This is a genomic window from Hansschlegelia zhihuaiae, from assembly GCF_004103825.1.
Lineage (GTDB): Bacteria > Pseudomonadota > Alphaproteobacteria > Rhizobiales > Methylopilaceae > Methylopila > Methylopila zhihuaiae.
Genome location: NZ_RYFI01000027.1, coordinates 20675 through 34634, shown reverse-complemented (window position 1 = coordinate 34634; position 13960 = coordinate 20675). Strand labels below are relative to the sequence as shown.

Below are 13960 nucleotides of genomic sequence, written 5' to 3'. Positions count from 1 at the left end.
GAGGCGCCCCCCCCGCCACCCCTCACCCTTACCCTCTCCCACAAGGGGAGAGGGAATCGGCGCCGTCGTGCTCCGCTTCATCACGCCGCCCGCTTCCGCGCGTCGCCGCGCAGCGCGAGCGGGAACACCTTGGCCGGGTTCATCAGCCAGTTCGGGTCGAAGGCCGACTTCACCCGCATCTGCTGAAACAGCTCGGCTTCGGTGAACTGCGTCGTCATCAGCTCGCGCTTCTCGATGCCGACGCCGTGCTCGCCCGTGAGGCAGCCGCCGACCTCGACGCAGGCCTTCAGGATCTCCTCGCCGGCCTCCTCGGCCTTGGCGAGCGAGACCGGGTCGTTCATGTCGTAGAGCACCAGCGGATGCAGATTGCCGTCGCCGGCGTGGAAGATGTTGGCGACCCTCAGCCCCCGCTCCTCGACGATCTCGGTGATGCGCTTGAGGACCTCGGGAAGCCGGCCGGTCGGGATCGTGCCGTCCATGCAGATGTAGTCGGAGATCCGCCCCATCGCCCCGAAGGCGGATTTGCGGCCCTTCCAGATCGCCGCGGCCTCCGCGGGTGTCTTGGCCTGGCGGGACGAGGTCGCGCCATGCGCGCCCGCGATCTCGCCGATCCGCGCCAGCTGCTCGTCGATCTCCTTGGGCGAGCCCTCGACCTCGACGATCAGCAGCGCGCCGGCGTCGAGCGGGTAGCCCGCATGGGCGAAGTCCTCGCAGATGTCGATCGCGATCTTGTCCATGAACTCGATCGCGACCGGCACGATCCCGGCGCCCAGCACTGCGGCGGTCGCCGCGCCCGCGGCCTCGCTCGAAGGGAAGCCGAACAGGATCGGCCGCGCGCCCTCGGCCATCGGGAGAATGCGCAGCGTCGCCTCGGTCACGATCCCGAACTGGCCTTCGGAGCCGCAGATCACGCCGAGCATGTCGAGCCCGGGCGCGTCCATCGCGTCGCCGCCGATCTCGACGATCTCACCCTTCATGGTGACGAAGGTGACGCCCATCAGATTGTTGGTGGTGACGCCGTATTTCAGGCAATGCGCCCCGCCGGAGTTCATCGCGACGTTGCCCGCGATCGTGCAGGCGAGCTGCGAGGACGGGTCGGGCGCGTAGAAGAACCCCTCATGGGCGATCGCGCCCGAGACGCCGAGATTGGTGATGCCGGTCTGGACCCGCATGGTCCGGTCGCCGAGATTGACGTCTAGCACCCGCGCCATCTTGGAGACGCCGACCACGACCGCGTCCTCCTGCGGCAGCGCGCCGCCGGCGAGCGACGTGCCGGCGCCGCGCGGGATCACGGGCACGCCCTCGCGGTCCAGGAACTTCAGCACCTCGGCCACCTCCTCGGTGGTCGAGGGCAGCACCACGGCGAGCGGCAGGCGGCGATAGGCGGTGAGCGCGTCGGTCTCGAAGGCGCGGCGCTCATCCTCGGAGGAGATCACCCCCTCGCCCTTCACGATTTCTCTGAGGCCGGCGACGATCTGGTCGCGTCGCGCCATGATGGCGGGATCGGGATTGGGCATCGCGATGCCGGTCATGGGTCGTTTCCTTCCTTCCGCCCGGTCTTCTCGGCGCACGCCGGGACCGGGTTCGGCCGCGAACTGATATATCAGACCGGGTCGGGCGGCTAGGCGGCTTGCGCATGACGGACCCGCCTTGCGCCGACGGCCCGGGATGGCGAATGTCGCCATCCGTTTCGTCCGCCTTCCATTTGTCTGCCTATGTGGAGTCGTTTCAAGTGGCCTTATCGCAAGCGGCCCCGTCGCATGGACCGAGACCCCGCGTCGGGCTGTTCGCGACCTGCCTCGTCGACCTGATCCGCCCCTCGGTCGGCTTCGCGGCGGCGAAGCTCATTGAGGACGCAGGCTGCGAGGTGGTGGTGCCGTCGCAGACCTGCTGCGGCCAGCCCGCCTTCAACTCCGGCGACCGGCGCACGGCGCGCGACCTCGCCCTGCAGATCATGGACGCGTTCCGGGGCGTCGACTATCTGGTCGCGCCGTCCGGCTCCTGCGCCGGCCAGATCAAGAAGCATTTTCCGGAACTGTTCGCCGGCGAGCCGGAGCTCGCGCGCCGCGCCGACGCGCTCGCGGCCCGGACCTTCGAGCTGATCTCGTTCCTGGTCGACGTGCGCGGCGTGACATCCGTCAAAGCGCGCTTCGACGGCGCGGTGACCTACCACGACAGCTGCGCGGGCCTGCGCGAGCTTGGGATCAAGGGCCAGCCGCGCCGGCTGCTCGACAGCGTCGAGGGATTGACCGTTTCGGAAATGAAGGACCCGGACGTCTGCTGCGGCTTCGGCGGGACCTTCGCGGTCAAGTATGGCGAGATCTCCGGCGCGATCGTGGCCAAGAAGGCCGACAACATCTCGGCCTCGAACGCCGGCACGCTGCTCGCGGGCGACCTCGGCTGCCTGATGAACATGGCCGGCAAGCTGCAGCGCCTCGGGCGCCCCGTGAAGGCGCGCCACGTCGCCGAGGTGCTGGCCGGAATGGGCGACGAGCCCGCGATCGGCGAGCCCGAGCGGCGGTGAGCGTGGTAGGGTTGCGGCGGATGGACGTTGGAGGCCTGACATGGCCGACGTGAAGGAACGGCCGCCGATCGGCGCGGCGACTACCGGATATGACGAGGACTTCCACGCGTGGGCCTTCGCGCAGGCCGAACTCGTCCGTGAGCGGCGTTTCTCTGAGCTGGACTTGCCGAACCTCGTGGAGGAGCTCGAAAGCATGGGGAACGAGGTTCGGTTCAAGCTGGAGTCCAGTTACCGCCTCCTCATTTCCCACCTCCTGAAGCACACTCATCAGCCCTCGCGACGCTCGCGATCATGGCTGCTCACAATAACGCGTGAGCGAGGCAACATCGAACGGATCGAAGGCAAGAACCCGTCGCTCAGGAGCAAAGCGGGCGAGATCGTTCAGGAGATTTATCGCTACGGGCGGAAGGAAGCGTCCGTTGAGACCGGCCTCCCCCTCGACGCCTTTCCCGCCGAGTGCCCCTTCACGCTCGACCAGCTCCGCGACGACGAGTTCCTGCCCGACTGATGACCGTCCACGTCCCCACCTCCCCCGCCTTCAAGCAGAACGCCCATGAAGCGCTCGGCGACGCCGCCCTGCAGCGCGCGCTCGGCAATGTCGAGAAAGGCTTCATCGCGAAGCGCCGCAAGGCGGCCGACAAGATCCCGGAATTCGAGGCGCTGAGGGACTCCGCGCGCGACATCAAGAACCACACGCTGGCCCATCTCGACCTCTATCTCGAGGCCTATGAGGAGAAGGTCCGGGCGGCGGGCGGCCACGTGCATTTCGCGCCGACGGCCGCGGACGCCTCGAAGATCGTGGTCGACATCTGCCGGCGCGTCGGCGCGCGCACCGTCGCCAAGGGCAAGTCGATGATCTCCGAGGAGATCGACCTCAACGCCCATCTCGAGGCCGCGGGCGTCACGCCGGTCGAGACCGATCTCGGCGAATACATCATCCAGTTGCGCGGCGAGCGGCCGAGCCACATCGTGGCCCCGGTCATCCATCTCAACCGCGACCAGATCGAGGAGAATTTCCGGGCCGCGCACACGGACCTGCCGGCGGATCGCGACCTCCACGCGCCCGAATCCCTGCTCGCCGAGGCCCGCGCGATGCTGCGCCAGAAGTTCCTGGCCGCCGACGTCGGGATCACGGGCGCGAACTTCCTGGTGGCCGAGACCGGCACCTCGATCATCGTGACCAATGAGGGCAATGGCGACCTCAGCCAGACCCTGCCCAAGGTCCATATCGTGCTGGCCTCGATCGAGAAGCTGGTGCCGACCCGCGAGGACGTCAGCCAAATGCTGCGGGTCCTGGCGCGCTCGGCGACCGGTCAGGAGATCACCGTCTATACGACGCTCTCGACCGGCCCTCGCCGGCCGGCCGACGTCGACGGGCCGGAGGAGTACCACGTCGTGCTGCTCGACAACGGCCGCTCGGCGATGCTCGGCGGCGAGTTCCGCGAAATGCTGCGCTGCATCCGCTGCGCGGCGTGCATGAACCACTGCCCGGTCTATCACGCGGTCGGCGGTCACGCTTATGGCTGGGTCTATCCGGGGCCGATGGGCGCGGTGCTGTCGCCCTCGCTGATCGGCGTCGACAAGGCAGGGCACCTGCCCAACGCCTCGACGTTCTGCGGGCGCTGCGAGAGCGTCTGCCCGGTGCGCATCCCGCTCCCGAAGCTGATGCGTCACTGGCGCGAGCGCGAGTTCGAGCGGAACCTGTCTCCGGCTCCGGTGCGCGCGGGCCTGAAGTTCTGGGGCTTCTTCGCCCGCCGGCCGGCCCTCTACCGGCTGGCGACCCGCGTGGGCATGGGGGCGCTCGCGCTCGCCGGGCGAAGCAAGGGCCGGTTCCGCTCGCTTCCTCTCGCGAAGGGCTGGACCGGCGCCCGCGACTTCGCGGCCCCGCAGGGCGGCACGTTCCAGTCGCGCTGGGCGGCGGAGAGGAAAGCCAAGTGACGCCCCGCGAACAGGTCATGGCGACCATCCGGCGCTCGCTCGGCGTCACAGGAGAGGAACGGCCTCGCCGCAAGATCGTGGAGGATAGGCTCGCCGGCCGGCCGCGCGGGCTGCTGCCGGCGCGCGCGCAGGGCAAGTCGAAGGCCGAGCTCGTCGCGCTGTTCGTCGAGATGGCCGAGGCCTCGGCCGCGACCGTCGCGACCGTCCGCTCCGCCGACGAGGTCCCGGCCGCGGTCGCGGATTTCCTGCGCGGCCGCAACCTCGCGCTCCGGCTCAAGCGCGGCGACGATCCGCGGCTTTCCGGCCTGCCCTGGGACAGGTCCGCGATCGAGGTCGCGACCGGCCGCTCCTATGGCGACGACGAGACCGGCGTGAGCGCGGCCTTCGCGGGCGTCGCGGAGACCGGCACGCTCGTGCTGCTCTCCGGTCCCGAGAACCCGACGACGCTGAATTTCCTACCCGACAACCACGTCGTGGTGGTCGACGCGGCCGACCTCTCCGCCACCTATGAGGACGCCTGGTCGCGCGTCCGCGACCGGCACGGCGACAGCGGGATGCCGCGCGCCGTCAACTGGATCACGGGACCGTCGCGCTCGGCCGACATCGAGCAGATTCTGCTCATGGGCGCGCACGGTCCGAGGAGGCTGCATATCGTGCTGATCGATCCTTCCGCAGACGCCGCGGCGCTCGCCGCCGAAGCTGCGCCCGCAGGCTCCACGCCCTCGCCGGCTGAAATCCGCTCGACGATCGCGGCAGGCGGCGGGGACCGGAACGACAAGCCGAAGCCCGAGCCGTCGAAGACGCCTGAGAAGGAAAAGGAGCCCGAGGCCGAGGAGGGCGACGGCGAGCTCGACGAGGAGCTCGAGGAGAGCTTCCCGGCGAGCGACCCGCCGTCCAGGACGCAGCCTTGATCGCTTCGTCCGCCTCGGCCCTGCAGTCCCGTCCGGGCTCCGTCGCATGCGTCTGATCCACGACGACGCGGTCTTTTCGAGCAAGGAAAGCCCGCCGCTCCCGCCGTCGCTTCACGTGGTTCTCACACGCTTCAACATGGCGCTGCCGGCCATACGGAGCCAAGGCGACCTCGTCGGGGAAGAGGCGTTCGGCCGCTATCTCCGCGACCGGATTCCGCTTTTCCGCTCGATCTGCCTTCCGAGCCTGCGCGCCCAGGTCCAGCGACCCGATCGCTGGCTGATCGGCTTCGACGGAGCGACGCGGCCCGAGATCGAACCGGTGATCGAGCAGTTGAAGCTCGAGGACTGGATCATTCCGGTCTGGCAGGAGACGAAGGACGGAACCCCCGAAAACGCGTCCCAGACCTTCGGCCGCGCGATCTCCGCCCTGCTGCGGCCCGACGACCAATGGGTGCTGACGTCGCGGGTCGACAATGACGACGCCCTGGGGCGGACCTATTGCCGGGCGACGCGGGCCTATGCCGGCGCCGTCGTCGCCTCGAGCCCGGAGCTGGACGATTTCTGGATATCGTTTCCGTTCGGCGTGCAGTTCAACGGCTCGAAGCCCCTGCTCTATACGCGGAACAACAATGCGTTCCTGACCCGCTGCGAGGCGCGCGGGCGCTTCGAAGCCGGGACGGGCGGCGGCTGCCTGCAGTCGAACCACGCGCATGTGTTCCAGAAAGGCGCGGTGTTCCTGCCGATCACCGAAGACCCGATGTGGCTGCAGGCGGTCCACTCCTCGAACATCCTGAACTCCGAGAAGGCCCATCTCATCCCGCTGCGCAACACGAGGGCCGTTCTGAAGAAGTTCGGCATCGAGAAGGCCGAGATCGAATCCGCGGAGAGCCGCTGGAACTAGCGCTCGTCGGGGCTAGTCTGACGCCCGCCATAGCCTTGGGCCGCGCCTGATGACCATCCGCCATCTCGACGCCGTCTTCGCGCCCCGCTCTGTCGCTTTGGCGGGCGGCAGTCCGCGGGACGGCAGCGTCGGGCGCGCGATCCTCGCCAATCTGCGGGCCGGCGGCTTCGATGGACCGGTCGCGCTCGTCAATCCGGACCATGCGGAGATCGAAGGCGTCTCGGCCGTGCGAACCTTCGCGGATCTCGCGACGCCTCCCGATCTCGTCGTCGTGACGGCTCCGGCCTCGGTCGCGCCGGACGTCGTCACTGACGCGGGCGCCGCGGGGGCGCGCGCGGTCGTCGTCGTGACGCTGGCGCCGGGCCTCGGCGCCGCGGCGTTCCGCGCCGCGGTCGCGGACGCCGCCAGACGCTCGGGCGTGCGGCTCGTCGGACCGGGCTGCCTCGGCGTGCAGAGCCCGCATGTCGGGCTGAACGCGAGCTCCGCGGCGACCGCGCACGCCGGCGAACTCGCGCTGCTGTCGCAGTCCGGCGGCGTCATGACCTCGACGATCGAATGGGCGAACGCGCGCTCGATCGGCTTTTCGGGCGTGGTCTCGTTCGGCGACATGGCCGACGTCGACGTCGACGATCTGCTCGACCACTTCGCCACCGACCGCAGGACCCGCGCGATCCTGCTCTGCCTCGAGGGCATCGACGACGCGCAGCGCTTCATGTCGGCGGCGCGCGCCGCCGCCCGCATCAAGCCGGTCGTGGTGGTGAAATCCGGACGGCGGGGCGCGGCGGGGTCCGTCGGCGCCTCGCACGCCGGCGCGCTGATCGACCCCGACGCGGTCGCGGACGCGGCGTTCCGGCGCGCGGGTCTGCTCCGCGTCGCGAACCTGTCCGAGCTGTTCGCCGCGGCTCAGACGCTCGCCCATGTGGCGCCGCTGTCGGGCAAGCGGATCGCGATCGTCTCGAACAGCGGCGGGCTCGGCAGGCTCGCGCTCCACCGGCTCTGCGCGCTCGGCGGCGTCCCGGCCGCGCTCGGCGCCGTCGCCACCGCCGAACTTGCGATCGTGCTGCCCGAGGAGGGGTCGGCCGGAAATCCCGTCGATCTCTGCGGCGACGCGGGCGGCGCGCGCTACGAGGCGGCGCTCGACGCCGCGCTCGCCGACGAGGGCGTCGACGCCGGGCTCGTGATCCACGCGCCGAGCATGATCTCGTCGGCGGAGGATTGCGCGGCCGCCGTGGTCGCGGCCGCGGCCAAGGCGCGCAAGCGGCGCTACCCGCCGAAGCCGGTCTTCGCCGCCTTTCTCGGGGCGGCGCCTGAGCCGCGGCGCACGATCGAGGCCGCCCACATCCCGTTCTTCCGGACGCCGGAGGCGGCGGTTCAGGGGCTGATGCATCTCGTCGATCATGTCGAGGCGCAGGCCGCGTTGCTCGCGACGCCGCCCTCGACGTCGGCCGCCTTCAGTCCGGACGTCGCAAGGGCGCGCGTGGCGATTGAGTCGGGGCTGGCTGCCGGGCGCGGATGGCTGTCGCCGACGGACGTCGCCGAAATCCTCGGCGCCTACGAGGTCCCCATGCTCCCGCAGGCCTTCGTGGCGACAGCCGACGAGGCCGCCGAGGTTGCGGGCGGGCTGATCGGGCCACGCGGCGCGGCGCTCAAGATCGTCTCGCCCGACATCCCGCGCCGCTCGGCGGTCGGCGGCGTCCGGCTGGGGCTCGACAGTCCCCAGGCGGTCTCGGAAGCTGCCCGCGCAATGCTCGCGCGTGTGGCCGAGCGCGCGCCCGGCGCGCGGATCGAGGGCTTCGTCGTGCAGCCGAGCGTCCGGCCCGACGACGGCCAGGACCTCTATCTCGGCGTCGGCGACGAACCGGTATTCGGGCCGGTGATCGCTTTCGGGGCCGGCGGCGGGGCCGTGGAGCTGCGCCGCGACGTCGCGGTCGCGCTGCCGCCGCTCCATCTCGGCCTCGCGGAGGAGCTGATCGACCAGACGCTCGCCGGCCGGCTGCTCGCCGGATACGAGGGCCGGCCGGCGGCCGACAGGACCGTGGTGGCGCTGACCCTGATGAAGCTCGCCCAGCTCGCCGTCGACCTGCCCGAGATTCGCGAGATCGACGTCAATCCGCTGGTCGCGACGCCGCGCGGCGCGGTCGCGTTCGACGCCCGCATCCGCGTCGCGCCTGCGCCCCGCGGAGCCGTGGGCGCCAATCCGCGGCTCGCCATCCGCCCCTATCCGAAGGCGCTCGAAAGCTCGGTCACGCTCGGCGACGGCTCGGTGCTGGCGATCCGGCCTGTCCGCCCCGAGGACGAACCGGCCGTCGCGGACTTCTTCCGGCAGGTCGCGGCCGAGGATCTGCGGCAGCGCTTCTTCACGCCGGTGCGCGAGGTGCCGCGCGCCTTCATCGCGCGCCTCACCCAGATCGACTACGCCCGCAACCAGGTGCTGCTCGCTTTCGCGGAGGAAGGCGTGGTGCTCGGCGTCGCGCAGCTCCATGCCGACCCCGACGTCGAGAGCGGCGAATACGCGATCCTGCTGCGCTCCGACCAGAAGGGCCGCGGACTCGGCTGGCGGCTGATGCGCGCGCTGATCCGCGCCGCGCGCAGCGAAGGCCTGAAGCAGGTGACTGGCGAGGTGCTGACCGAGAACACCACCATGCTCTCGATCTGCCGCGAGCTCGGCTTCGACATAAGGCCCGACAAGGAGGATCCGGCGATCCGGATCGTCACCCTCGACCTCGCGGAGTGACGGCGCCGCCGCGACCTCTCCCCGCAGGGAGAGGTCAAGGACCGCGCCGGTCCGGGAGCCGCCAGCGCCCCTCAGAACGCCTTGAAGGTGATGAGCGTGTAGGTGTCGCGGACGCCCTCGACGCTGTGCACATGGCGGCCGACGAACTGGCCGAGGTCGACGCCGTCGTCGACGTGATATTTGACGATCAGGTCGTAGTCGCCGGCGGTCGAATAGATCTCAGAGTGCCGCTCCTGGTCGGCGAGCGCCTCGGCGACCTCATAGGTGCGGCCGAGCTCGCATTTTATCTGGACGAAGAAGGTCTGCATCGCGTCACCGGCCTCACGGGTCGTCGCGCGGCCAGATAGGTCGGAGAGGCCTGGCCGGCGAGCCGCGTCGCCGCACGGAAAATGCGCTAGAAGGCCGGGCCCGGGCGGACGAGCCGGCCTGGCCCCAGGGAATGCTGTTGCGCATGGACGAAGACAGGATCGGGTCGCCCGCGTTGCGGCTGTTGGGCGTGACCAAGAGGTTCGGGCCGAACACGGTGGTGGACGGCGTCTCGCTTACGCTCGGCGACGGCGAAATCCTGAGCCTCGTCGGCGCCTCGGGCTGCGGCAAGTCCACGCTGCTGAGGCTGGTCGCGGGCCTGGAGGAGCCGACCGCCGGCGAGATCGCGATCGGCGGGCGGGTGGTCGCCGGGCCGGGGATCTTCGTCGAGCCGGAGCGGCGTGGCGTCGGCTTCATCTTCCAAGACTACGCGCTGTTCCCGCATCTGACCGTAGCGCAGAACGTCGCCTATGGGCTGAGGGGCCCACGCCGCGCCGAGGCGCCGGGAATCGTCGACGAGATGCTGGAGCGCGTCGGCCTGCCGGGCTTCGGGGCGCGGCGTCCGCACGAGCTTTCCGGCGGCGAGCAGCAGCGCGTCGCGCTCGCCCGGGCGCTCGCGCCGCGGCCCTCGCTGCTGCTGCTCGACGAACCGTTCTCCAATCTCGACCGCCGGCTCGGCGACCGGGTGCGGGCGAGGACGCTCGCGCTGCTGCGCGAACTCGGCGCGGCCGCGATCCTCGTGACCCACGACCCCGAGGAGGCGATGGCGAGCGGCGACCGCGTGGCGCTGCTGCGCTCGGGACGGCTCGTCCAGATCGGCGCGGCCGAGGACCTCTACCATCGCCCGGTGTCGCGCGAGGCCGCGGACTTCTTCGCGGCCGCCTGCGCCCTGCCTGGACGGCGCGTGAAAGGCGCGATCGAGACGCCGCTCGGCCGCTTCCCGGCGCCGGAAGGAATGCGCGAGGGCGAGGCCGCTTCCGTCTATGTCCGGGCCGGCAGCGTGCGGCTTGTTCCCGCGGGCGAGGGCGTCGCGGCGCGGCTTTTGAACCGCAGCTTCCTCGGCCACTGCTATCAGCTGCTGCTCGCCGTCGACGGGCTGGACGAGCCGCTGCGCGCCCATGTCGGGGCGTCGGAGGCGATGGAGGCCGGACCGGAGGTTCACATCTCCGTCAATCCCGCCGAGGCGCTGGTGTTTCCCGCCGAGCGCCCGTGACGGCCGGGCTGGCCTCTGCGGCCGCATCAAGGCTTCTCCTCCTCCCTCTTGGTCCCGACGCAAGTCGATCCGCGGCCTGCGATTCGAACCCTTATGTCCAAAGGTCGTAAAGCTCTGGCCTGGCGGAACGTCGATGCCGAAGCGTTCAGCGCCTTTTATCTTGAACTAGAATAATTCAAATATAGTGCGCTTGATTTACGTCCTTTTGCGGCGTCATTGCTGCGGCGAACGATGACGAACGCGACCTCATGGAGACGAACGTGCCCATCCCCCGCCGCGCTGCTTCATTTGTGATCGCAGGCCTGATGGCCGCATGCTGCGCGACCGCCGCGCGCGCCGACGTCAATCTCTACACGACCCGCGAGCCCGGCCTGATCAAGCCGCTGCTCGACGCCTTCGAGGACAAGACCGGGGTCAAGGTCAACACGGTGTTCATGAAGGACGGGCTCGCCGAGCGGGTGCTCGCCGAAGGCGCGAACTCGCCCGCCGACGTGCTGATGATGGTCGACTTCGGCAACCTCGTGGACCTCAAGGAGAAGGGCGTCACGCAGGCGATCTCATCGGCGATCCTCGACGAGTCGATCCCCTCCCAGCTGCGCGACAAGGACGGCCACTGGTTCGCGCTGTCGGTGCGCGCCCGCGTGCTCTACGCCGCCAAGGACCTCGACCTCAAGAGCTTCAAATATGAGCAGCTCTCCGACCCGAAATGGAAGGGCAAGGTCTGCATCCGCTCGGGCCAGCACCCCTACAACACCGCGCTGATCGCCGACTACATCGCGCATCACGGGGCCGAGAAGGCCGAGGCGTGGCTGAAGGGCGTGAAGGCCAATCTCGGGCGCAAGGCCGCGGGCGGCGACCGCGACGTCGCCAAGGACATTCTCGGCGGCATCTGCGACATCGGAATCGGCAATTCCTATTATGTCGGCCTGATGCGCAGCCCCAAGGCCCCGCCGGAACAGCAGGAATGGGGCAAGGCCATCAAGGTCGTGCTGCCGACCTTCGAGAATGGCGGCACGCAGGTGAACGTCTCGGGCGCCGCGATCGCCAAGAACTCCCCCAACAAGGCCGACGCCGTGAAGCTGCTCGAATATCTGGTCTCGGACGACGAGCAGGCGATCTACGCCAAGGGCAATTACGAGTACCCGGTGAAGCCAGGCGCGAAGCCCGACCCGCTGATCGCCGAGCTCGGGACGCTGACCCCCGACAAGACCCCGCTCGCCGCCATCGCCGCGCACCGCAAGGAAGCGAGCCAGCTCGTCGACAAGGTCGGCTTCGACCAGTGACAGTCGCCGCGCCCCTCACCTCTCCAGCGAAGTCGGATGTTTCCGACTTCGCCATTCCCGTTCGTTCAATTTGGGAACACCCGAATTGAACCGGGGAGAGGTCGCCCGGAAGGGCCAAGTGAGGGGGCGTCGCCATTTCCGGGTAGCCTCGCTCCCCCTCGCCCGCTCGGCTGCGCCTTGCGACCTCTCCCCGCTGGAGAGAGGTGAAAGGCTACGGCGGTTCGTCATCTTCCGACGGCGAACGTCATGACGCTCGCGCTCACCGCGACGGCTGGCGCGCCGCCCTGGCGCGCGCGCGGCTCGGGATGGGTCGCGGCCGTCGCGCTGATCGCGCTGCTTCCGGCGGCGCCGGTCGCATCGCTCGCGCTAACCTCGCTGCAAGGGTCCTGGGAGAGCTGGCCGAACCTGATCCGCTACGTGCTGCCCGACGCGGCGCTGCAGAGCGTGGCGCTGCTTGTCGGAGTCGGGGTCTTCGTCGCCGCGGTCGGCTGCGGCGCGGCGTGGCTCGTCACGGCCTATGAGTTCCCGGGCCGCCGGGCGCTGTCCTGGCTGCTGCTGCTGCCGCTCGCGATCCCGACCTATGTGGTGGCCTACGCCTATCTCGACCTCACCCATCCGCTCGGGCCCATTCAGGGCGCGATCCGATGGATGCTCGGCTACCACAGTCCCCGCGAGTTCCGGCTGCCGGACATCCGCGGCATGACGGGCTGCATCCTGCTGCTCGGGCTGGTGCTCTACCCTTACGTCTACCTCGCGGTCCGCGCGACCTTCCTCGGGCAATCCGGCGCGCTGGTCGAGGCGGCGCGCACGCTCGGCGTCTCGCGAAGCGGCGTGTTCTGGCGGGTCGCGCTGCCGCTCGCGAGGCCCGCGGTCGCGCTCGGCGTCAGCCTCGCCCTGATGGAGGCGCTCAACGACGTCGGGGCCTCGGAGTTTTTGGGCGTCAAGACCGTGACGCTCTCGGTCTACTCGACCTGGGTGACGCGCTCGGACCTGCCGGGCGCGGCCCAGATCGCTCTCGCTATGCTGATTCTGGTCGTCGGGCTCGTGGCGATCGAGCGCTGGGGACGGCGCCGGCAGCGCTTCGCCGCCGGCGCGCGCAGCGCCCGCCCCTTCGCGGCGCGCCGCCTGACCGGCTGGAAGGCGGCCATGGCGCTCGCGCTCGGCGCGCTGCCGGTCCTGTTCGGCTTCGCGCTTCCGGCCGGGCACATCGCGAACGAGGCCTGGAAGCGCCTGAGCTTCGCGGGCTTTTCGGGGCCGATCCTGTCCGAGATCGGCAACACCGTGATGGTCTCGGCGGCCGCGACCGTGATCGTGGTCGCGCTCGGCGCCGTGGCGGCCTATGCGGCGCGGCTCAAGCCTCTCGGCGCGTCGAAGCTGCTCGCGCGCGTCTCCACCATCGGCTACGCGATCCCCGGCACGGTCGTGGTCATCGGCCTGCTCGCGCCGATCGGCGCGATCGACGGCGCGATCGCGAGCACGGGCTCGATGTTCGGGGTCGCGACCGGACTCGCGCTGGTCGGCTCCGGCGCGGCCCTGACGCTCGCCTACGCGGTGCGCTTCCTCGCGATCGGCGTCGGCGGCGCGGAAGCCGGCCTCGCCCGTGTGCCGCTCACGCTCGACGGCGCGGCGCGCACGCTCGGCGACGGGCCGGGCGGCGCGTTCCTGCGCGTCCACCTGCCGCTCGCCAAGGGCTCGATCGCGGCCGCGGCGCTGCTGGTCTTCGTCGACGTCATGAAGGAGCTGCCCGCGACGCTGCTGATCCGACCGCTCAATTTCGAGACGCTCGCAACTCATCTTTATGCGGAGGCCGCCCGCGGCACCTATGAGGACGGCGCGATCGCGGCGCTGATCATCGTGGCGGTCGGGATCCTGCCCGTGATCCTGCTGTCGCGGATCGGCGAAGGCGTTCGGCGGACGAGCGAATCCTCCGCCACGCTTGCGAAAACACGCTAGAAGGCGGGCCGATCGAAGCAGAGCAGGCCCGACTTGACCGCAACTTCCGAAGAGTCAGCGCGCTTCCGCGAGGCGATGTCGCGCGTCGCCGCGACCGTGCACGTCGTCACCACCGACGGACCGGCGGGCCGGCACGGCGCGACCGCGACCTCGGTCGCGAGCCTGACCGACGAGCCCCCGACCCTCATCGTGTGCCT

The 13960-nt window shown here is 70.1% G+C and carries 12 protein-coding genes; 10 read left to right on the top strand and 2 right to left on the bottom strand.

Annotated elements, in window-relative coordinates:
- Nucleotides 1-80 precede the first annotated feature (80 nt).
- Nucleotides 81-1532: an FAD-linked oxidase C-terminal domain-containing protein gene (locus tag EK403_RS20320; RefSeq protein ID WP_128779280.1), complete on the bottom strand. Its 1452-nt coding sequence runs from the start codon at nucleotides 1530-1532 to the stop codon at nucleotides 81-83.
- Nucleotides 1533-1705: 173 nt separating this feature from the next.
- Between EK403_RS20320 and EK403_RS20315 the strand changes: the two genes are divergently transcribed.
- Genes EK403_RS20315 through EK403_RS20290 form a run of 6 tightly spaced genes read left to right on the top strand, consistent with a single transcriptional unit; the run spans nucleotide 1706 to nucleotide 9008 of the window.
- Complete coding sequence (locus tag EK403_RS20315) at nucleotides 1706-2524, top strand: (Fe-S)-binding protein (RefSeq protein ID WP_428979633.1); 819 nt, start codon at nucleotides 1706-1708, stop codon at nucleotides 2522-2524.
- A gap of 40 nt (nucleotides 2525-2564) precedes the next feature.
- Entirely contained in the window at nucleotides 2565-3032 is a 468-nt protein-coding gene (locus EK403_RS20310; protein WP_128779278.1) for a DUF29 domain-containing protein, read from the top strand.
- Nucleotides 3032-4462, top strand: coding sequence for a LutB/LldF family L-lactate oxidation iron-sulfur protein (locus EK403_RS20305; RefSeq protein WP_128779277.1), 1431 nt, complete (start codon nucleotides 3032-3034; stop codon nucleotides 4460-4462). The genes EK403_RS20310 and EK403_RS20305 overlap by 1 nt, the downstream gene beginning before the upstream one ends.
- Complete coding sequence (locus EK403_RS20300) at nucleotides 4459-5373, top strand: LutC/YkgG family protein (protein WP_128779276.1); 915 nt, start codon at nucleotides 4459-4461, stop codon at nucleotides 5371-5373. The genes EK403_RS20305 and EK403_RS20300 overlap by 4 nt, the downstream gene beginning before the upstream one ends.
- 46 nt (nucleotides 5374-5419) lie before the next feature.
- On the top strand, nucleotides 5420-6274 hold the full coding sequence (locus EK403_RS20295) for a glycosyltransferase (protein ID WP_128779275.1): 855 nt from the start codon (nucleotides 5420-5422) through the stop codon (nucleotides 6272-6274).
- A gap of 49 nt (nucleotides 6275-6323) precedes the next feature.
- Nucleotides 6324-9008, top strand: coding sequence for a bifunctional acetate--CoA ligase family protein/GNAT family N-acetyltransferase (locus tag EK403_RS20290; protein ID WP_128779274.1), 2685 nt, complete (start codon nucleotides 6324-6326; stop codon nucleotides 9006-9008).
- 71 nt (nucleotides 9009-9079) lie between these two features.
- Here EK403_RS20290 and EK403_RS20285 read toward each other — a convergent pair whose 3' ends face one another.
- Nucleotides 9080-9316 (bottom strand): Lrp/AsnC ligand binding domain-containing protein, encoded by a 237-nt coding sequence (locus EK403_RS20285; protein ID WP_128779273.1) that lies wholly within the window; start codon nucleotides 9314-9316, stop codon nucleotides 9080-9082.
- A 143-nt stretch (nucleotides 9317-9459) separates the two neighbouring features.
- Between EK403_RS20285 and EK403_RS20280 the strand changes: the two genes are divergently transcribed.
- The 4 genes from EK403_RS20280 to EK403_RS23480 all read left to right on the top strand — a co-directional run.
- Nucleotides 9460-10527 carry an ABC transporter ATP-binding protein gene (locus EK403_RS20280; RefSeq protein ID WP_128779272.1) on the top strand — a complete coding sequence of 356 codons (1068 nt, stop codon included), beginning with the start codon at nucleotides 9460-9462 and terminating at the stop codon, nucleotides 10525-10527.
- A gap of 305 nt (nucleotides 10528-10832) precedes the next feature.
- A complete protein-coding gene (locus tag EK403_RS20275; protein WP_128779298.1) occupies nucleotides 10833-11810 on the top strand; it encodes a Fe(3+) ABC transporter substrate-binding protein in 978 nt (325 codons plus the stop codon).
- A gap of 246 nt (nucleotides 11811-12056) precedes the next feature.
- Nucleotides 12057-13763: an ABC transporter permease gene (locus EK403_RS20265; protein WP_128779271.1), complete on the top strand. Its 1707-nt coding sequence runs from the start codon at nucleotides 12057-12059 to the stop codon at nucleotides 13761-13763.
- A 75-nt stretch (nucleotides 13764-13838) separates the two neighbouring features.
- Nucleotides 13839-13960 (top strand): flavin reductase (locus tag EK403_RS23480; RefSeq protein ID WP_245479822.1); only part of this gene is annotated, 122 nt, incomplete at its 3' end.